The sequence below is a fragment of the Streptomyces sp. NPDC043726 genome (assembly GCF_056436565.1).
On sequence record NZ_JBWKCI010000003.1, the window covers coordinates 375383 to 393782 of the forward strand.

At 71.3% G+C, this 18400-nt stretch carries 16 protein-coding genes and 1 pseudogene; 9 read left to right on the plus strand and 8 right to left on the minus strand.

Features of this window, described 5'->3' with window-relative positions; genetic code table 11:
• The first annotated feature begins 38 nt into the window (after window positions 1-38).
• The gene (locus AC068Z_RS10665; RefSeq protein ID WP_478554266.1) at window positions 39-2177 is read left to right on the plus strand and encodes a SpoIIE family protein phosphatase; all 2139 of its coding nucleotides are present in this window, start codon (window positions 39-41) and stop codon (window positions 2175-2177) included.
• Between the two features lie 3 nt (window positions 2178-2180).
• Here the strand turns inward: AC068Z_RS10665 and AC068Z_RS10670 are convergent, their stop codons facing one another.
• The 5 genes from AC068Z_RS10670 to AC068Z_RS10690 all read right to left on the minus strand — a co-directional run bounded on the left by AC068Z_RS10670 (window position 2181) and on the right by AC068Z_RS10690 (window position 7385).
• Window positions 2181-2519 carry a nuclear transport factor 2 family protein gene (locus AC068Z_RS10670; protein WP_478554267.1) on the minus strand — a complete coding sequence of 113 codons (339 nt, stop codon included), beginning with the start codon at window positions 2517-2519 and terminating at the stop codon, window positions 2181-2183.
• Entirely contained in the window at window positions 2516-3589 is a 1074-nt protein-coding gene (locus AC068Z_RS10675; RefSeq protein WP_478554268.1) for an AI-2E family transporter, read from the minus strand. The genes AC068Z_RS10670 and AC068Z_RS10675 overlap by 4 nt, the downstream gene beginning before the upstream one ends.
• A 100-nt stretch (window positions 3590-3689) precedes the next feature.
• On the minus strand, window positions 3690-4667 hold the full coding sequence (locus tag AC068Z_RS10680; protein ID WP_478554269.1) for a pirin family protein: 978 nt from the start codon (window positions 4665-4667) through the stop codon (window positions 3690-3692).
• A 109-nt stretch (window positions 4668-4776) separates the two neighbouring features.
• Window positions 4777-6723, minus strand: coding sequence for a YncE family protein (locus tag AC068Z_RS10685; RefSeq protein ID WP_478554270.1), 1947 nt, complete (start codon window positions 6721-6723; stop codon window positions 4777-4779).
• A 188-nt stretch (window positions 6724-6911) separates the two neighbouring features.
• On the minus strand, window positions 6912-7385 hold the full coding sequence (locus AC068Z_RS10690) for an SseB family protein (RefSeq protein WP_451718494.1): 474 nt from the start codon (window positions 7383-7385) through the stop codon (window positions 6912-6914).
• 96 nt (window positions 7386-7481) lie between these two features.
• On the opposite strand from AC068Z_RS10690, the pseudogene AC068Z_RS10695 reads away from it, so the two are divergent.
• The 4 genes and pseudogenes from AC068Z_RS10695 (at window position 7482) to AC068Z_RS10710 (ending at window position 11956) form a co-directional block, all read left to right on the plus strand.
• A pseudogene (locus AC068Z_RS10695) lies at window positions 7482-8298 on the plus strand (dioxygenase family protein).
• Window positions 8299-8426: 128 nt separating this feature from the next.
• Complete coding sequence (locus tag AC068Z_RS10700; protein WP_478554271.1) at window positions 8427-10253, plus strand: acyl-CoA dehydrogenase; 1827 nt, start codon at window positions 8427-8429, stop codon at window positions 10251-10253.
• A 101-nt stretch (window positions 10254-10354) separates the two neighbouring features.
• A complete protein-coding gene (locus AC068Z_RS10705; RefSeq protein ID WP_478554272.1) occupies window positions 10355-11647 on the plus strand; it encodes a M18 family aminopeptidase in 1293 nt (430 codons plus the stop codon).
• 57 nt (window positions 11648-11704) lie between these two features.
• Entirely contained in the window at window positions 11705-11956 is a 252-nt protein-coding gene (locus AC068Z_RS10710) for a DUF6458 family protein (RefSeq protein ID WP_478554273.1), read from the plus strand.
• Here AC068Z_RS10710 and AC068Z_RS10715 read toward each other — a convergent pair.
• Together AC068Z_RS10715 and AC068Z_RS10720 are read right to left on the minus strand one after the other, a co-directional pair.
• Window positions 11944-13773 carry an NHL domain-containing thioredoxin family protein gene (locus tag AC068Z_RS10715; protein ID WP_478554274.1) on the minus strand — a complete coding sequence of 610 codons (1830 nt, stop codon included), beginning with the start codon at window positions 13771-13773 and terminating at the stop codon, window positions 11944-11946. The genes AC068Z_RS10710 and AC068Z_RS10715 overlap by 13 nt on opposite strands.
• 29 nt (window positions 13774-13802) lie before the next feature.
• A complete protein-coding gene (locus AC068Z_RS10720) occupies window positions 13803-14195 on the minus strand; it encodes a cupin domain-containing protein (RefSeq protein WP_478554275.1) in 393 nt (130 codons plus the stop codon).
• Window positions 14196-14247: 52 nt separating this feature from the next.
• Here AC068Z_RS10720 and AC068Z_RS10725 point away from each other — a divergent pair, with 52 nt between their 5' ends.
• On the plus strand, window positions 14248-15255 hold the full coding sequence (locus AC068Z_RS10725) for a GlxA family transcriptional regulator (protein WP_478554276.1): 1008 nt from the start codon (window positions 14248-14250) through the stop codon (window positions 15253-15255).
• Window positions 15252-15749: an LURP-one-related/scramblase family protein gene (locus tag AC068Z_RS10730; RefSeq protein WP_478554277.1), complete on the plus strand. Its 498-nt coding sequence runs from the start codon at window positions 15252-15254 to the stop codon at window positions 15747-15749. Before AC068Z_RS10725 ends, AC068Z_RS10730 begins: the two co-directional genes overlap by 4 nt.
• A 48-nt stretch (window positions 15750-15797) precedes the next feature.
• Here AC068Z_RS10730 and AC068Z_RS10735 read toward each other — a convergent pair whose 3' ends face one another.
• Entirely contained in the window at window positions 15798-16571 is a 774-nt protein-coding gene (locus AC068Z_RS10735; RefSeq protein ID WP_478554278.1) for a carbon-nitrogen family hydrolase, read from the minus strand.
• Window positions 16572-16750: 179 nt separating this feature from the next.
• Between AC068Z_RS10735 and AC068Z_RS10740 the strand changes: the two genes are divergently transcribed.
• Window positions 16751-17575 (plus strand): maleylpyruvate isomerase family mycothiol-dependent enzyme, encoded by an 825-nt coding sequence (locus AC068Z_RS10740; RefSeq protein ID WP_478554279.1) that lies wholly within the window; start codon window positions 16751-16753, stop codon window positions 17573-17575.
• Between the two features lie 71 nt (window positions 17576-17646).
• The gene (locus tag AC068Z_RS10745) at window positions 17647-18399 is read left to right on the plus strand and encodes an SAM-dependent methyltransferase (protein WP_478554280.1); all 753 of its coding nucleotides are present in this window, start codon (window positions 17647-17649) and stop codon (window positions 18397-18399) included.
• Window position 18400: the final 1 nt, after the last annotated feature.

The window sequence follows — 18400 nt, forward strand, 5'->3', positions numbered from 1 at the left end:
GGTGGCAGCCCCGGACGGCCTCTTCTTAGAGTGGGTCAATGCGCACTGGTGAGCCCCTGCCCGCCGTGGGGGAGGTTCTCGCCGCCCTGGCGACCGGCCAATGGCACTGGTCCACCGCCACCGGGCTGGTCACGGCCGATGCCGGGACCGCCCGGCTGCTCGGGCTGCCCGGGGAGCGGGCCACCCTCCGGGAGTCCCAGGTGCGCGCCCGGCTGCACCCGGTCGACTGGAACGAGATCACCGGTGTGATCCAGCTCGCCGTCGCCGAGGGCACGCTCGGCGAGGTGCGGGTGCGGATCATGGACGAGCGGGGCGAGGTCGTCCGCGTCACCCGCGCCCGCTTCAAGCCCTCCTTCGACCCGCACAAGCGGGCGTACGAGGTGATCGGCACCCTTCAGGAGGTCACCGAGCCCGAGCCGGGCACCCCGGCCGGGCGGCGCGCGGTGACCGGGGACTGGCGGCGCTCGCGGGAGGCGTTCCTGCTGGACGCGGGCCGGGCGCTGGCGGAGGCGCGGTCCACGGCGGAGGTGCTGCGGGTCGCGGCCGGGCTGTCGATGCCGGGGTTCTCACCGGACGGGCTCGCGGTGTTCGGGGTGGAGGCGGACCGGCTGACGATCATCGGCCACCACGGGCAGCAGCCCGGGGACGAGGCCCCCTTCACGCACATGTCCCTGCAGACCGACTATCCGGCCGCCGAGGTCGTCCGCACCGGCCGGGCCGTCTACCTCTCCACCCCGGAGCAGTACCGCTCCCGCTACCCGGTGACCTGGCCGCTCGCCGAGCACTTCGGCCGCCACTCGTGGGCGTACCTGCCGCTGACGGTCGCCGGGCGCACGATGGGCGCCTGGATGGCGGCCTTCACCTATCCGGTGGCGTTCACCCCGGACGAGCGCTCGGTGCTGACGACGGTGGCCCGGATGCTGGCGCAGGCGCTGTCCCGGGCCGGGGCCGCGGAGACCCAGCGGGAGCTCACCGACGGGCTCCAGCGCTCGATGCTGCCCACGCTCGGCAGGCGGGAGATACCGGGCATGAGCGTCGCCGCCCGCTATGTGCCCACCGGCGGCGGCCTCCAGGTCGGCGGTGACTGGTACGACATGATCCCGCTGCCGGCCGGCAGGTTCGCCCTGGTCATCGGGGACGTCCAGGGCCATGACGTACGGGCCGCCGGGCTGATGGGCCAGCTGCGGATCGCCCTGCGCGCCTACGCCTCCGAGGGCCACCGCCCGGACGCGGTGCTCTCCCGGGCCTCCCGCTTCCTGCACGGCATGACCGACCACACCCCCGACGACCTGCGCTTCGCGACCTGCCTGTACGTCGAGGTCGACCCCGCCTCGGCGACCCTGGACATCGCCCGCGCCGGGCATCCGGACCCGGCGGTCCGAATGGCGGACGGCACGGTGCTGACCCGGCCCACGGCCGGCGGGCTGCCGCTCGGCATCGATCCGGACGCGGACTATCCGACGACCCGGATCACCATGGAGCCGGGCGAGACGATGCTGCTGTGCACCGACGGTCTGATCGAGACCGGCGGCCACGACCTGGAGACCGGCTGGAAGCGGCTCCGCTCGATCCTGGAGGAGCACAAGGGCGAACTGGAGGAGCTGGCCGACGCCCTGGTCCAGGCGGTGCACGGGCCCTCCTCGCACCACACCACGGGCCCGCTGGCCGACCGGCGCGAGGACGACATAGCGGTGCTGCTGCTGTGCCGGGAGGGGGAGGGCTGCGGCTGCGGGGCGCCGGTGGCCGTACGGCCCGTCGTGCGCCGCTCGATGCTGACGGTGGCCCAGGACGAGCCCGAGATGGTCGCGGTGGCCCGGCAGCAGTTGCGTGAGCTGCTGCACGACTGGTCCTCCGCCGACCAGGTCGACTCCGCCGTGCTGCTGCTCTCCGAGACGCTGACCAACGTCCTGGTCCACACCGACGCCGACGCCCTGCTGCTGACCGAGGTGCGCGGCGAGCCGGGCGCCCGCCGGATGCGGGTGGAGGTCACCGACACCGGCGACGACCTCCCGCACAAGCGCCGACCCGGCGAACTGGCCTCCTCCGGCCGGGGCCTGATGCTGATCGAGCTGCTCGCGGACACCTGGGGGGTGGATCCGCGGGGCCGGGGCAAGAGCATCTGGTTCGAGCTGACGGAGTCGGACGGCAGGAGTGGAGCGGACGGAGCGGGCCCGTAGGCCTCAGGCCCGGCCGCCGAAGTACACCCGTACCTCCCGGATGAGGCCGTCGCGGACGGTGATGGCCTCGACGTTGCGGTACCGCTCACCGGTCGTCAGCACGTACTCGTAGTGCGCGAGGACGACCTCCGGGTCGGCCTGCGTCAGATGCAGCATCCGCTGCTCGCGCATCCGGTCGGCCGTGGGAAAGCACCGCTCGAAGAAGGCGGCCTTGTCGATGTGGTCGTCCTGGGGGCTGGTGAAGGTGAAGTCGTCGGCGTAGAGCGGGAACGCCGACTCGCGGTCCTGCGCCCGGTAGAAGCGGAACGCGGCCTCCACGGCATCGGCCGGGCTGATGCTCATACGGCTTCCTTTCCGGAGTCGGACGGCTCGGGCGGCGTGTAGCGCGTGCGCAGCTCCTGGAGGACGCCGAAGGCCGCCGCCGTCAGCGGGACCGACAGCAGCATGCCGAGGATGCCGGCCACCGAGGCACCGGCGGTGATCGCCACCATCACCACCGCGGGATGCATCTGCACGGTCCTGCTCTGGATCATCGGCTGCAGGACGTGCCCCTCCAGGAGCTGGACCGCCACGACGACCCCCAGTACCCACAGGGCGATCACGAAACCCCGGTCGGCGAGCGCGACCAGCACGGCGACCGCGCCGGAGATGAAGGCGCCGAGGTAGGGGATGTAGGCGGCGACGAAGACCAGGGCGCCGAGCCCGACGGCGCCCGGCACGTCGAGGATCAGCAGGCCCAGGGTGATGCAGAACGCGTCGATGAAGGCGATGAAGGTGGTCCCCCGCATGAACCCCTCGACGGCCTCGAAGGCCCGCCGCGCCATCGCCACCACGGTGTCGGCGGACCCGCTCGGCGCCATCGAGCGCAGAGTGTCCGCGGCACGGTCGGAGTCGCGCAGGAAGAAGAAGACGAGCAGCAGGGCCAGTACGGCCATGGCGATGGTCTCGCCGACGACGCTGACCCCGCTGATGACACCCGAGGCGGCGGTGCCGCCGAACTTGGTGAGCAGGTCCTTGGAGTTGGAGGCGAGGTCGTCCAGCGAGGTCCCGGCCGCCCCGAAGTGGTCGGCGAGATCCTCGGCCGCGGTCCTGAGGGAGGCGACGATCTGGTCGCCGGTGTCGATGAGCGCGGCCACGACGATGTACACCGCGCCGCCGACCACGGCCACGACGGCGACACAGGTGAGCGCGGCGGCGACGGACCGGTGGACCCCGGCCTTGACCAGCCGCCGGTGGAAGGGCCCGAGCAGCGCGGTGCCGAGCAGCGCGAGCAGCACGGGCACGACGGCCGTACGGAACTCGTCGGCGAGCCGGATCCCGACGTACACGACCCCCGCGGCCAGCAGGATCACGGCACACCAGGCGCCGACCCGGCGCACGGGTTCGGGGAGCAGCTGTCGGGGGGCCTCCACGCTCCCACTCGATCACGGGCCGGGTGGGCCCACCCCTCGGCGGGCCCACCCGGGTGACGGAGCGTCAGCGGCGCCCCTGCGCCTCAGCGGGAGCCGGCGCTCAGCCCTGCGGCCCGCTCTCGGTCATGCCGTGGACGGCCGGGACCGTGCCGAGCCGGCCCTTCTGGAAGTCCTCGAAGGCCTGCTGGAGTTCCTCGCGGGTGTTCATCACGAAGGGGCCGTAGTGCGCCATCGGCTCCCGGATCGGCTGCCCGCCCAGCAGGACGACCTCCAGGTCCGGGGTGTGGGAGTCCTGCTTCTCGTCCGCCCGGACGGTCAGCGAGCCCCCGGCGCCGAAGACGGCGGTCTGGCCGAGCTGGATCGGCCGCCGCTCCGCGCCGACGGAGCCGCGCCCCGCCAGGACGTAGGCCAGGCCGTTGAAGTCCTCGCGCCAGGGCAGGGTGACCTCGGCGCCCGGCGCCACGGTGGCGTGCACCATCGTGATCGGGGTGTGGGTGATGCCGGGACCGGCGTGCCCGTCCAGCTCACCGGCGATGACCCGCAGCAGGGCGCCGCCGTCGGGGGTGCTCAGCAACTGGACGCTGCCGCCGCGGATGTCCTGGTAGCGCGGGGGCATCATCTTGTCCCTGGCCGGGAGGTTCACCCACAGCTGCAGGCCGTGGAAGAGGCCGCCGGACATGACCAGCGACTCCGGCGGCGCCTCGATGTGGAGCAGGCCCGAGCCGGCCGTCATCCACTGGGTGTCGCCGTTGGTGATGGTGCCACCGCCGCCGTTGGAGTCCTGGTGGTCGAAGATCCCGTCGATGATGTAGGTGACGGTCTCGAAGCCACGGTGGGGGTGCCAGGGGGTGCCCTTGGGCTCGCCCGGGGCGTAGTCCACCTCGCCCATCTGGTCCATCATGATGAACGGGTCCAGATGGCGGTAATTGATCCCGGCGAACGCCCGGCGCACCGGGAAGCCCTCGCCCTCGAAACCGCTCGGCGCGGTCGTGACGGCGAGCACGGGACGGGCCACGGCCTCCGCGGGCGCGGCGACACGGGGCAGCGTCAGCGGGTTCTCGACGGTCACTGCAGGCATGTCGGTACCTCCTTGTGCGTCCAGTTTAGTTGAGCGTTGAACTTCCTGCCACCCCACAACGGAGAAAGCCCGAAGGGCATTCCCTCCGGGCTTCTTCCGAGTCGGATGATCAGTTGCTGAAGTACAGGTACTTCCAGGATCCGTACGTCGTCGAGTTCACGTTGTCACCGGACGAGCCGTTGATGTACGCGGACCGCATCCGCACCCGGATGCCCGACTCGCCGGGCGCCTCCAGGGTGATGGCCGACTTGCCGGTGGAGCCGAGCGCGAAGTACTCCGAGTCCAGCGCGTACCACGAGCCCTGGTACCAGAACTGCAGGTCGAAGCGCTGCATGCGGCCCGGGTAGTAGCTCATCGAGGTGGTGAGCAGCGGGTCGGTGCTCTTGTGGAACCAGTAGTACGTCGTCGAGCCGATCTTCGCCGTCTTGTAGTGCTTGGCGACGGCGGTGGAGACCTTGACCCGGGCTCCGGCGGTGACCTTCACCGTCTTCGGCTTGTAGCGGGCGTCCCCCTTGAACACCGCCGTGACGGTGGTGTCCCGGGTCATGTCCACCCAGGCGGCGATGTTGCCGTCGGAGTTGACCGTGCCGCTCTTGATCAGCTTGTTGGGCTTGTCCGAGCCGTAGGGGTTGGCCCAGATCTCGACCGAGCGGTTCTTGTACGTCGTCCCGAGGTGCGCCGTGAACTTCACGTCGGCGCCGTACGAGTACACCTTGCCGTTGTTGTTCAGGCTCAGCGAGGTGGAGGCGCGGGAGACCTCGACGGTGTCGGAGGCGGTCACCGCGGTGTGCGTGGCGTCGCCCGCGTACTTCACCGTGTACGTCACCTTGCCGCCGGCCGGCGGGGTGTTGCTGAAGGAGTAGCTGCCGTCCGCCTTCACCGTGACGGAGGGCAGCGCCTTGCCGTTCGGGCTCTCCAGGTCGGTGCGCGTGACCGAGAGCTGGGGCCCGGCGGGCAGCGCCAGCGTCGCCGACAGCTTGCCGGTGACGGTGAGCGGCTTGGCCCGGGTGGCCGTGGCGGGGGCGCTCGCGGTGAGGGTGGGGACGTTGAGGGTGGGGTCGGTGAGCGCCTTGAGCGCGTAGCCGCCGCTCACGGAGACGAGGGCGAAGAGCCGGGAGTCGTCCGGGGCCCAGGCCACCGCGGCCGGTTCCCAGCTGCCCGCGCTGTACGTCCGTACCGGCTGCGTGGCGTTCGGACGGTAGATCGCGATCTTGGTGCCCATGACCTGGGCGATCATGCCGCTGCGCCCGACGTCGGCCTGCTGCCCGGCCGGGTACGCGCCGGCCTTGGTGAGGGTGCCGTTCGCGTAGGCGTGCCGGTCGGTGCCGTTGATCAGCACCTGGTCGGCACCCGCGACGAGGTCGATGTCCCGGACGCCGTCGTTCAGGGCGTAGGAGCTGTCGTGCCAGGCGGTCAGCACGGGCGTGCCGCCGGAGACGTCGAACACGGCCTCGGTGCCGGTGGAGTCCCCGGTCTCACCGACGGCCAGCAGGCCGGGCCGCAGCGGGTCTGTGTCCAGCAGGGCCTGCCCCCACATCCCGGACCCCGTGCCCTCGGTCGGGATCTGCGCCAGGGACACCGGGTCGACGCCGCTCGCCGGGTCCACCGACGGGTCGACGGAGCCCAGGTCGCCGTCCCACTGGTCGCCGTAGCTGAACCAGACCTTGCCGCCGGCGTACTCGACGTACACCGGACCGACGCCGGTGGCGACCGGGTAGCGGGCCTTGATGTCCAGGGTGGCCGCGTCCAGGGCCACGATCTCGTGGCTGACCCGCGCGGTGGCGTACAGGGTGCTGCCGTCGTCGGAGAGCGCCAGGTCGAAGACCCCGTCGATGCCGGTCACCGAGTCGACGCGGTTGCCGTTGTAGTCGGCGGCGATGATCCGCCCCGTCGCGTCGTCACCGAGGTAGACCCGCTCGCGCGCCCCGTCGACGACCATGCCGCCGTACGAGCCGACCGTGGCCGTGACGGCGGCGGCCGGACCGGCCGCGGCCACGCTCAGCGCCGCCGAGCTGAACAGGACCGCGAGCGCCGTCGCGGCCGAAGTGCTGCGCATGCGCACAGTGATGAACCCCCACAGAGAACCCGGCGGTGCCGGGGAGATGAGAGCGCCGCGCGGCGCCCGGACGCGGGTCGCGGGGACGCGATCGCGTGCGGGGCGCGGCTGCCAAGGGGCACCTTATGGCATGGCTGTGACAACGAGGGAGGGGGCATCTCCCCGTCGGGACTCCCTGGGGGAACCGCTCAGCCGTACATCCTGCGCATCGCGAAGTCGACCATCTGCTCGACCGCCTTCGCGTCGAAGACCATGCGGTGCTCGCCCTCCATGTCCAGGACGAAGCCGTAGCCGGTGGGGAGCAGGTCGATCACCTCGGATCCGGTGATCACGAAGTACTTGGACTCCTTGCCCGCGTACCGGCGCAGCTCCTTGAGCGAGGTGAACATCGGGATCACCGGCTGCTGGGTGTTGTGCAGCGCCAGGAACCCGGGGTTGTCACCGCGCGGGCAGTACACCTTCGAGGTCGCGAAGACCTGCTGGAAGTCCTCCGCCGACATCTGCCCGGTGGTGAAGGCCCGCACCGCGTCCGCGAGCGAGGGCGGGGACGGTTCGGGATAGAGCGGTGGCTGCTGGCCGTAGCCGCCGCCCATGGGCTGCTGCGGCGGGGCGTACCCCTGCTGTGCGGCGCCCCCGTCCATGGGCTGGCCGTATCCATACATGACCGCAAGCCTAGTACCGACGCTCCGGCGAACCGACAGCTACTTGACAAGCCCTCGCCCTGGTTCCGGCGCCCCCGCCGCTCGTAGCGTCGTGTCATGCCGAGCCACCACGACGACGAGGCCCACGATCACGACCGGGGACTCTCCTACGACCTTCCCGTCCTCGCCCGCCGCCGGATGATCCGGCTGATGGCCGGGGCGGGGCTGATTCCGCTGGTGGGCTGCTCCGGCGACGACGACACCACGCGGCCGGGGCCCTCCCCCTCGGGCGGGTCCGCCGAGTGCGCCCCCGTCCCCGAGGAGACCGCCGGCCCCTTTCCCGGTGACGGTTCCAACGGCGTGAACGTCCTCGAGGAGAGCGGAGTCGTCCGCGGCGACATCACCCGGAGTTTCGGCGACTCGGCCGGCGGCACCGCCGAGGGCGTCCCGCTGACCGTCACGCTCACCGTCGTGGACGCGGCCTCCGGCTGCGGTACGCCGAAGCGGGGCGCCGCCGTCTACGTCTGGCACGCCGACCGGGACGGCGGTTACTCCCTGTACACGAAAGGAATCACGGACGAGAACTATCTGCGGGGCGTCCAGGAGACGGACGACGAGGGCCGGGTCACCTTCCGGACCGTCTTCCCCGGCTGCTACCCGGGCCGCTGGCCGCACATCCACTTCGAGGTCTACGACAGCCTCGCCGACGCCACGATCGCCACCGCCGCCACCAGCACCTCGCAGCTCGCCTTTCCCCCGGGATGTGTGCGAAACGGTGTACAGAACCGTCGGCTACAGCGAAAGTGTGACCAACCTCAGCCGGCTCTCGATCGAGACGGACAATATTTTCCGTGACGGCTACGACCGGCAGCTGGCGGTCACGAAGGGCGGCCCGGAGGCCGGATACACCGCCACGCTGGTGGTTCCGGTGTGACCCGTCACAGATGCCCGGAACGGGGTTGCGGCTTATTACCGACGGGTAGCATCATCGTAGCTACTTGTTGGTACGTGAACTAGCGCGAGGATCCAGTGCCTCGCCGATCTCTCTACGGAGCCGTCGCCATGGGGCACTACAAGTCGAATCTGCGCGACATCGAGTTCAACCTCTTCGAGGTGCTCGGCCGCGACAAGCTGTACGGCACCGGGCCCTTCGCCGAGATGGACACCGACACCGCGAAATCCATCCTCGAGGAGATGACCCGCCTCGCGGAGAACGACCTCGCGGAGTCCTTCGCCGACGCCGACCGCAACCCTCCGGTCTTCGACCCGGAGACCAACACCGCGCCGGTCCCCGCGTCCTTCAAGAAGAGCTACAAGGCGTTCATGGACTCCGAGTACTGGCGGCTCGGCCTCCCGGAGGAGATCGGCGGCACCACCGCTCCCCCGTCGCTGATCTGGTCGTACGCGGAGCTGATCCTCGGCGCCAACCCGGCCGTGTGGATGTACTCCTCCGGTCCGGCCTTCGCCGGGATCCTCTTCGACGAGGGCAACGACGTCCAGAAGAAGATCGCCCAGATCGCCGTCGAGCGGACCTGGGGCTCCACCATGGTGCTGACCGAGCCCGACGCGGGCTCCGACGTCGGCGCCGGACGCACCAAGGCGATCCAGCAGGAGGACGGCTCCTGGCACATCGAGGGCGTGAAGCGCTTCATCACCTCCGGTGAGCACGACATGGAGGAGAACATCCTTCACTACGTGCTGGCCCGTCCCGAGGGCGCCGGTCCCGGCACCAAGGGCCTGTCCCTCTTCATGGTCCCGAAGTACCTCTTCGACTTCGAGACCGGCGAGCTGGGCGAGCGCAACGGCGTCTACGCCACGAACGTCGAGCACAAGATGGGCCTGAAGGCCTCCAACACCTGCGAGATGACCTTCGGCGACCGGCACCCCGCCAAGGGCTGGCTGATCGGCGACAAGCACGACGGCATCCGCCAGATGTTCCGCATCATCGAGTTCGCCCGCATGATGGTCGGCACGAAGGCGATCTCCACGCTGTCGACGGGCTACCTGAACGCGCTGGAGTACGCCAAGGAGCGCGTCCAGGGTCCGGACCTCGCGAACTTCATGGACAAGACCGCGCCCAAGGTCACCATCACCCACCACCCCGACGTGCGCCGCTCGCTGATGACGCAGAAGGCGTACGCGGAGGGCATGCGCGCGCTCGTGCTGTACACGGCCTCGATCCAGGACGCGATCGCGGTCAAGGAGGCGGCCGGCGAGGACGCCAAGGCCGAGCACGCGCTCAACGACCTGCTCCTGCCGATCGTCAAGGGCTACGGCTCCGAGAAGGGCTACGAGCAGCTCGCCCAGTCGCTGCAGACCTTCGGCGGCTCCGGCTTCCTGCAGGAGTACCCGATCGAGCAGTACATCCGGGACGCCAAGATCGACACCCTCTACGAGGGCACCACGGCGATCCAGGGCCAGGACTTCTTCTTCCGGAAGATCGTCCGCAATCAGGGCGCGGCCCTGAACGGCCTCGCCGAGGACATCAAGAAGTTCCTGGCGCTCGGCACCGGCGGCGAGGAGCTGGCCGGCGCCCGCGAGCAGCTCGCCAAGGCGGCCGTCGAGCTCGAGGCCATCGTCGGCCTGATGCTCACCGACCTCGCCGCCACCGAGCAGGACGTCAAGAACATCTACAAGGTCGGCCTCAACACCACCCGCCTGCTGATGGCCTCCGGTGACGTCGTCGTCGGCTACCTGCTGCTCAAGGGCGCCGCCGTGGCCGCCGAGAAGCTGGAGACGGCCTCCGCCAAGGACCAGGCCTTCTACACCGGCAAGATCGCGGCGGCGAAGTTCTTCGCGGCCAATGTCCTCCCCGGCGTCACCGGCGCGCGCAAGCTCGCCCAGGGCGTCGACCTGGACCTGATGGAGCTGGACGAGTCCGCCTTCTAGTCCCGGACCTCCCGCCCTTCCAGTACCGCGTCCACTCGTCACCAGGGCCCGCCTCCTCATCAACAGGGGGCGGGCCCTGGTACGTCGTTAAGGTGAACCCCATGAGCGAACCCTCCCGCTTCGACCGCGGCCACACCGACGACCTGATGACCTTCCTGGCGGCCGGCCCGTCGCCGTACCACGCCGTGGCGAACACCGCCGAGCGGCTGGAGAAGGCCGGGTTCCGCCAGGTCGCCGAGACGGACGCCTGGGACGGGACGAGCGGCGGCAAGTACGTCGTCCGCGGCGGCGCGATCGTGGCCTGGTACGTGCCCGAGGGCGCCGCTCCCCACACCCCGTTCCGCATCATCGGCGCGCACACCGACTCCCCCAACCTGCGCGTCAAGCCGCTGCCCGACTCCGGCGCCCACGGCTGGCGCCAGGTGGCCGTGGAGATCTACGGCGGACCCCTGCTCAACTCCTGGCTGGACCGCGACCTCGGCCTCGCGGGCCGGCTGACCCTTCGGGACGGCTCGACCCGGCTGGTGAACGTCGACCGCCCGCTGCTGCGCGTCCCCCAACTCGCCATCCACCTCGACCGCGCGGTCTCCTCCGAGGGGCTCAAGCTCGACAAGCAGCGCCACCTCCAGCCGGTCTGGGGACTCGGCAACGACGTGCGCGACGGCGATCTGATCGCCTTCCTGGAGGAGGAGAGCGGACTCGCGGCCGGCGAGGTCACCGGCTGGGACCTGATGGTCCACTCCGTCGAACCGCCCGCCTACCTCGGCCGCGACCGCGAGCTGCTGGCGGGCCCGCGCATGGACAACCTCCTGTCCGTGCACGCCGCGGTGGCGGCGCTGACGGCGGTCTCCGGCGGCGACCTTGACTTCATCCCGGTCCTCGCCGCCTTCGACCACGAGGAGAACGGCTCCCAGTCGGACACCGGCGCCGACGGGCCGCTGCTCGGCGGCGTGCTGGAGCGCTCGGTGTTCGCGCGCGGCGGCTCGTACGAGGACAAGGCCCGTGCCTTCGCCGGGACCGTCTGCCTCTCCTCCGACACCGGGCACGCGGTGCACCCCAACTACGCCGAGCGGCACGACCCGACGCACCACCCCCGGGGCAACGGCGGGCCCATCCTCAAGGTCAACGTCAACAACCGCTACGCGACCGACGGTTCGGGCCGGGCGGTGTTCGCCGCCGCCTGCGAGCGCGCCGGGGTGCCCTTCCAGTCGTTCGTCTCCAACAACGCCATGCCCTGCGGCACCACCATCGGCCCGATCACCGCGGCCCGGCACGGCATCCGGACCGTCGACATCGGTGTGGCGATCCTGTCCATGCACAGCGCCCGCGAACTGTGCGGCGCCGACGACCCGTTCCTGCTGGCGAACACGCTGGTGGCGTTCCTGGAGGGGTAGTTCGCGCGGTCCCGGGTACCCGCCTGCCACAGACACATCAACTGGGGAGGCGAGGTCATGGGCCTCGGCGGATGCATCATCCTCATCGCCGCGGGAGCCATTCTCACGTTCGCGACCGACTGGGAGATGGAAGGGATCAATCTCGACCTGGTCGGCGTCATCCTGATGATCGTCGGCCTGATCGGCGTCACGACCTTCAGCAGCATCGCCCGGCGCCGCCGGGTGGTCGTGCCACCGCCGACGACGACGCAGGTCATCGACGAGACCGGCCACCGGCGGGACGGGTACGGCGGCGGCTACGGCGCCTGAGGGTCCATGCCGGCGAGCACGAGGGGCAGGCGGTCCGCGCCGCCCTCCGTGACGCGGACCGGCACGCCCCAGTCCTGCTGGTGGACATGGCAGGCCGGGTATTCGTTCTCGGGGTCGTCGTCGCACGAGGCGGCCATCGCCGAGATGTGCAGGACGCCCTGCTCGACGCCGGGGTCGAGGCGCAGGACGCGGGAGAGCTCCGGGTCGGCGCCCTCGCCGGACAACAGCAGCTCGGGCGGGGTGGACGAGACGAGCAGTCGGGTCGAAGGGCCGTACCGGGTGTCCAGCTTCTGGCCGGCCGGGGCCTGGAAGATCACGTCCAGCTTCAGCTCGCCCGGCGCGACGTCGGTGGCGGCGCGCTGGGTGCGATGGGCGACGGCGGCCACCCGGACCGCCTCGTCGGGCAGCCGCAGCCGGGTCAGCCGGTGCCGGGCGGACTCGACGACGACGATGTCCTCGCCGACGAGCACGGCACCGCTGGGCTCGCGCAAGTCCGTGGCGAGGGTGGTCACTTCACCGGTCGCCGGGTCGTAGCGGCGCAGGGCGTGGTTGTAGGTGTCGCTGACGGCGACCGAGCCGTCGGGCAGCGCGGTGACGCCCAACGGGTGCTGGAGCAGGGCCTGTTCGGCGGCTCCGTCGCGGTGCCCGAAGTCGAAGAGCCCGGTGCCGACGGCGGTGTGGACGGCGCCGTGGCGGTCGACCCAGCGCAGGGCGCTGGTCTCGGAGTCGGCGATCCAGAGCCGGTCCTCGGTGGCGGCGAGCCCGGAGGGCTGCGCGAACCAGGACTCGGGTCCGGGCCCGTCGACGAGGCCCTCGTTGGTCGTACCGGCGGCGACGGCGACGGAATGGTCCTCCGGGTCGTACGTCCACAGCTGGTGGACGCCGGCCATCGCGATCCACACCTTGCCGTGCCAGTAGGCCACGTCCCAGGGCGAGGAGAGGTTGACCTCCCGGCCGGGCCCGGAGGTGGCGTCGCCCTGCATCCACTGGTCGCCGGTGCCCGCCAGGGTGGTGGTCCGGCCCGACTCCGGGTCGAAGCGACGGAGTATGTGGTTCACCGTGTCGGCGACGACGACGGACCCGTCGGGCAGCAGCGCGAGCCCCTGGGGCTCGTTGAACCGTGAGCGGGCCCAGGTGCTGTCCGTCGCCCCCCGGTGATCCCCCTGTCCGATCCGCCGCCCGACGCTCTCGCCGTCCGGAGCCAGCTCCACGAGTTGGTGCCGCGTGGTGTCACTGACCAGGATGTTCCCGGACGGCAGGACGACGGCCTTGCCGGGGAACCGCAGCGCGGTCGGCTCCGGCTCGGGCGCCACGTACGGGCCGTCACCCCGCCGCAGCGTCCCCTTCGCCGCGTGCTCCTCCTCCAGCTCGGTGACGAGCCGCTCAATGGCGTGCACATGCCCCTCACCGGCGTGCTGGGCGACGACGTACCCCTCCGGATCGATCACGACGAGCGTCGGCCAGGCCCGCACGGCGTACTGCTTCCAGGTCGCCAGCTCCGGATCGTCGAGCACCGGATGCTCCACCCCGTACCGCTCCACCGCGTCCACGACGGCCTGGTGCTCGGCCTCGTGCACGAACTTCGGCGAGTGCACCCCGACGACCACGACGGTGTCGGGGTGCCGGTGCTCCAGGGAGCGCAGTTCGTCGATGACGTGCAGGCAGTTGATGCAGCAGAAGGTCCAGAAATCGAGGATGACGATCCGTCCGCGCAGCTCGGCGAGGGTGTACTGGCGTCCTGCCGTGTTCAGCCAGCCGCCCTTGCCGACCAGCTCGGGGGCGCGGACACGGACGCGGCGGGGTGCGGAATCGCTCATGGATCAAGGGTGCCACCCGGCACCGACCGTCACGTCAGCGCGTGGCCGGTCGTCTCGTCGACGTGGTCGGGGACGTCCTCGTGGCGGTCGCCGACCGTGGAGGTGCCGGTGGGTTCCAGCAGGAGGATGTCCGTGGGGACGGGGGCGTAGGGCTTGTGCTCGACGCCCCGGGGGACCGTGAAGACGGAGAGCCGGGGCAGGACCACCGTGCGCTCGCCCGCCGGTTCCCGCAGGGAGATGTGCAGTTCGCCCTCCAGGACCAGGAAGAACTCGTCGGTGTTCTCGTGGACGTGCCAGAGGTGTTCGCCCTCCACATGGGTCACGCGGACGTCGTAGTCGTTGACCGTGGTGGCGATGCGGGGGCTCCACTGCTCGGTGAAGGAGGCGAGGGCCGCGGGCAGGGAGACGGGTTCGTTGGTCATGCCGCCCATCGTGCGGGTGGACCAGGGCGCGGGCGAGTGCTAGGAATCGCATATGGCGCAAGGATCCTCTCAGCCGCGACCGCGGCCGCATCGGGTGGCCGTGATCGTCGACGAGGGCACCAATCCCTTCGAGGTCGGCGTCGCCACCGAGCTGTTCGGGCTGCCGCGGCCCGAGCTGGGGCTGGCGGGGCCGCTGTACGAGGTGGTGCTGTGCACGCCCGTGCCCGAGGTCCGGATGAACCACGGGTTCTTCACGATGACGGGTACGGCGGGCCTCGATGCCGTCGATCGCGCCGACACGCTCGTCGTGCCGGGGCGGCCCGACAACGTCGTACCGCGTTCCGCGCCCGTGCTCGACGCCGTCCGGCGCACCCACGCGCGCGGGGCGCGGATCCTGAGCTTCTGCACCGGCAGCTTCGCGCTCGCCGAGGCCGGGCTGCTCAACGGGCGGCGGGCCACCACGCACTGGATGTGGGCCGAGGCGTTCCGGGAGCTGCATCCGCGGGTGCTGCTGGAGCCGGACGTGCTCTTCGTCGACGACGGCGACATCCTCACCGCCGCGGGCAGCGCGGCCGCGCTCGACCTCGGGCTGCACATCCTGCGCCGGGACCACGGCGCCGAGATCGCCAACGCCGTCTCCCGGCGGCTCGTGTTCGCCGCGCACCGGGACGGCGGGCAGCGGCAGTTCGTGGAGCGGCCGGTGCCCGAGGTGCCGGACGAGTCGCTGGGGCCGCTGCTGGCGTGGGCGCAGGAGCGGCTCGCCGAGCCGCTGACCGTGGCGGAACTGGCGGCGCGGGCCGCGGTGTCGCCCGCCACGCTCCACCGGCGCTTCCGGACCCAGCTCGGCACGACCCCGCTGGCCTGGCTGACCGGGGAGCGGGTGGCGCTGGCCTGCCGGCTGATCGAGCGCGGGGAGGAGCGGCTGGAGATCGTCGCCGAGCGCAGCGGGCTCGGCACGGCGGCGAACCTGCGGGCGCGGCTGCGGCGGGAGACCGGGCTCAGCCCGTCGGCCTACCGGCGGCGTTTCGGACCCCGCGCCGGGGAACCCCTGCTGTCATGAGATTCCTCGTGCGCGACCGGCTCCTCGGCTTCGGTGACGACTACTGGATCGAGGACGACCGGGGGAACAAGGTGTTCCTCGTCGACGGCAAGGCCATGCGGCTGCGGGACACCTTCGAGCTGAAGGACCGCCAGGGGCGGGTCCTGATCGACATCCGGCAGAAGATGCTGGCCCTGCGGGACACCATGCTGATCGAGCGGGACGGCGAGCCGCTGGCCACGATCCGCCGCAAGCGGCTGTCGCTGCTGCGCAACCACTACCGGGTGGCGCTGGCCGACGGCAGCACCGAACTGGACGTCAGCGGCAAGATCCTCGACCGGGAGTTCGCCGTCGAGTACGACGGTGAGCTGCTCGCGGTGGTCTCCCGGCGCTGGCTGCACGTCCGTGACACCTACGGCGTGGACGTCGTACGGGAGGACGCGGATCCGGCGCTGCTGATCGCGGTGGCGGTGTGCGTGATCCACCTGGCGGAGAAGGAGCGGGAGGGGGACTGACCGGGTCGGACCCGGGAGGGGGACTGACCGGGTCGGACCCGGCCCCGCTCAGAGGACCCGGTCCTTCAGCGCCGGGAACTGCTCCCGCGTCGTCGCGACCTTCCCCGGGTCGAACTCGACCGTCAGGATCTCCTCGTCGTGGCCCGCCTCGGCGAGGATCTCGCCCCAGGGATCCACCACGATCGAGTGACCGGCCTGCGGAACTCCCGCATGTGTCCCGGCCGTTCCACAGGCGAGCACGAACGCCTGGTTCTCCACCGCCCGCGCCTGAGCCAGCAGCGTCCAGTGCGCCCGGCGGCGCTCCGGCCAGCCCGCGGAAATCACGAAGGTCTCGGCGCCGGTGTCGACGAGACCGCGGAAGAGTTCGGGGAAACGGAGGTCGTAGCAGGTGGCCACGCCGACGGTCGTCCCGGCGAGGCGTACGGTCACCAGTTCGCGCCCGGCGCCCATCAGGACGGCCTCGCCCTTGTCGAAGCCGAAGCGGTGGATCTTGCGGTAGGCGGCGGCCAGCTCACCGGAGGGGGAGAAGACGAGAGAGGTGTTGTAGAGCGGTCCCTCAGGGTCCCGTTCCGGGATCGACCCCGCGTGCAGCCAGACGCCCGCGTCGCTCGCGGCCTTGGCCATCGCCTCGTACGTCGGCCCTTCGAGTGGCTCGGCCTCCCGGCCGAACTCCTCGTAGGCGAAGGCGCCGGTGGTCCACAGTTCGGGCAGGACGACCAGATCGGCCCCGGCCTGCTCCCGGACCAGGGAGGCCACCCGCACCCTGCGGGATTCGACCGATTCGCCCTCGTCTACGGCGATCTGGATCAGAGAGGCGCGCACACTACCACCGTCCTGGCATTCGAGCCGTCCACACGGGCCTACGATCGTCACACGAAAGCACTGCCGGGGTGCCTCTCAGCAGCGTAACTTAGCGTTCCAAGACACCCGCCGACAGCCACCTCCCACTGGCACCGCCGCCACCACCAGCCCGTGTACCGACCGCCGAGGGGTCCCGTTCCGTGAGTCTGCATCCCACCCTCCAGCCCTACGCCGACGCCTGGACCCACTCCATCGACGCGATATCCGAGCTGGTGACGCCCCTCGTGGAGGGCGAGTGGAACCGGCGTACGCCGTGCCCGGGCTGGTCGGTCCGGGACGTGGTGTCGCATGTCATCGGCCTGGACTGCGAGATGCTCGGCGATCCGCGGCCGATCCACACGCTCCCGCGCGACCTCTTCCATGTCACCAACGAGGCCCAGCGCTACACGGAGATGCAGGTCGACGTCCGCCGCCATCACACGGCGCCGGAGATGACCTCCGAGCTGGAGTACACGGTGATCCGCCGCAACCGGCAGCTGCGCAACGAGTCCCGGGACCCGGGGACGAAGGTGCGCGGTCCGCTGGGCCGGGAGATCACGTTCGAAGAGTCCATGCGGGGGCACGCCTTCGACGTGTGGGTCCATGAGCAGGACCTGCGCGCCGCGCTCGGGCGGCCCGGGAACCTCGACTCGCCGGGTGCGCTGGTGGCGCGGGACGTGCTGCTGGATGCGCTGCCGGACGTCGTCGCGAACAAGGCGGACGCGCCGCGCAGTTCGGCGGTCGTGTTCGACGTGCACGGGCCGGTGGAGTTCCTGCGCACGATCCGGGTCGACATCCAGGGCCGCGGGACGCTGGAGACGGCCCCCGCGCTGGGGCCCGCGGCGACGCTGACGCTGGACTGGGAGACGTACGTCCGGCTGGCCTGCGGGCGCGTGGCCCCCGAGGCGGTCGCGGACCGGATCAAGGCCGAGGGGGACGCGCTGCTCACGGGCGCGATCCTGAGGAACTTCACGGTGACGCAGTAGCGGGTCACGCGGGAACGGGGGCCCGCACAAAAGCCGTGGCGTGTCGCTGAGTTCGGTGCTTCCCTGCCCTCATGACTGACACGAAGATCGACGGACCTCCGCGGCTGAGCCGGCTCGCCTTCCACAACCCCCTCTCCGAGGAGCGTGCCGGGCGCCTTGTGCACCGGCTCGCGCAGAACGCGCCCGCCACCGTGCTCGACATCGGGTGCGGGTGGGGGGAGTTCATGCTGCGGGTGCTCGCCGCGGCGCCGGGGGCGACCGGTGTCGGCGTCGACATCAACGCCGTTGACCTGGAGCGGGGGCGGCGCGAGGCGGAGGCCCGGGGGCTCGCGGGGCGGGTGGAGTTCCGGGAGGAGTCCGCCCGGGACGGCAAGCAGGAGCCCGCCGACCTCGTGCTGTGTCTGGGATCCGGTCAGGCTCTGTCGGACGATCCCGACGAGGCGATCCGCGCGCTGCGGGGGCTGGTCCGGGACGGGGGCCGGGTGTTGCTCGGGGAGGGGTTCTGGGAGCGGACCCCGACCCCCGAGGAACTGGCCGGGATGTGGCCGGGGGCCGCCGTCACCGATCACCACAGCCTCGCCGGTCTGCTCGATCTGGCCGTCGACGCCGGGTTCAGGCCCGAGTGGACGGAGACGGCGAACCGCGACGAGTGGGAGGAGTTCGAGTCCGGGTACCAGGCGGACGCCGAGGTGTGGCTCGCCCTGAACCCCGGGCACCCCGCGGCGGCTCAGACCCGGGAGCGGCTGGACCGGCACCGGGGCCAGTGGATGAACTACCGCGGGGTGCTGGGCATCGCCTACCTCACGCTGGTCGCCGCGGGCTGAG

Excerpts from the sequence above, each read along its gene's own strand:
- AC068Z_RS10725 (WP_478554276.1), top strand. The coding sequence starts at position 14,248 with ATGGCGCAAGGATCCTCTCAGCCGCGACCGCGGCCGCATCGGGTGGCC.
- AC068Z_RS10745 (WP_478554280.1), top strand. The coding sequence starts at position 17,647 with ATGACTGACACGAAGATCGACGGACCTCCGCGGCTGAGCCGGCTCGCC.
- AC068Z_RS10715 (WP_478554274.1), bottom strand. The coding sequence starts at position 13,773 with ATGAGCGATTCCGCACCCCGCCGCGTCCGTGTCCGCGCCCCCGAGCTG.
- AC068Z_RS10690 (WP_451718494.1), bottom strand. The coding sequence starts at position 7,385 with ATGTATGGATACGGCCAGCCCATGGACGGGGGCGCCGCACAGCAGGGG.
- AC068Z_RS10730 (WP_478554277.1), top strand. The coding sequence starts at position 15,252 with ATGAGATTCCTCGTGCGCGACCGGCTCCTCGGCTTCGGTGACGACTAC.
- AC068Z_RS10670 (WP_478554267.1), bottom strand. The coding sequence starts at position 2,519 with ATGAGCATCAGCCCGGCCGATGCCGTGGAGGCCGCGTTCCGCTTCTAC.
- AC068Z_RS10720 (WP_478554275.1), bottom strand. The coding sequence starts at position 14,195 with ATGACCAACGAACCCGTCTCCCTGCCCGCGGCCCTCGCCTCCTTCACC.
- AC068Z_RS10665 (WP_478554266.1), top strand. The coding sequence starts at position 39 with ATGCGCACTGGTGAGCCCCTGCCCGCCGTGGGGGAGGTTCTCGCCGCC.
- AC068Z_RS10685 (WP_478554270.1), bottom strand. The coding sequence starts at position 6,723 with ATGCGCAGCACTTCGGCCGCGACGGCGCTCGCGGTCCTGTTCAGCTCG.
- AC068Z_RS10710 (WP_478554273.1), top strand. The coding sequence starts at position 11,705 with ATGGGCCTCGGCGGATGCATCATCCTCATCGCCGCGGGAGCCATTCTC.
- AC068Z_RS10700 (WP_478554271.1), top strand. The coding sequence starts at position 8,427 with ATGGGGCACTACAAGTCGAATCTGCGCGACATCGAGTTCAACCTCTTC.
- AC068Z_RS10705 (WP_478554272.1), top strand. The coding sequence starts at position 10,355 with ATGAGCGAACCCTCCCGCTTCGACCGCGGCCACACCGACGACCTGATG.
- AC068Z_RS10680 (WP_478554269.1), bottom strand. The coding sequence starts at position 4,667 with ATGCCTGCAGTGACCGTCGAGAACCCGCTGACGCTGCCCCGTGTCGCC.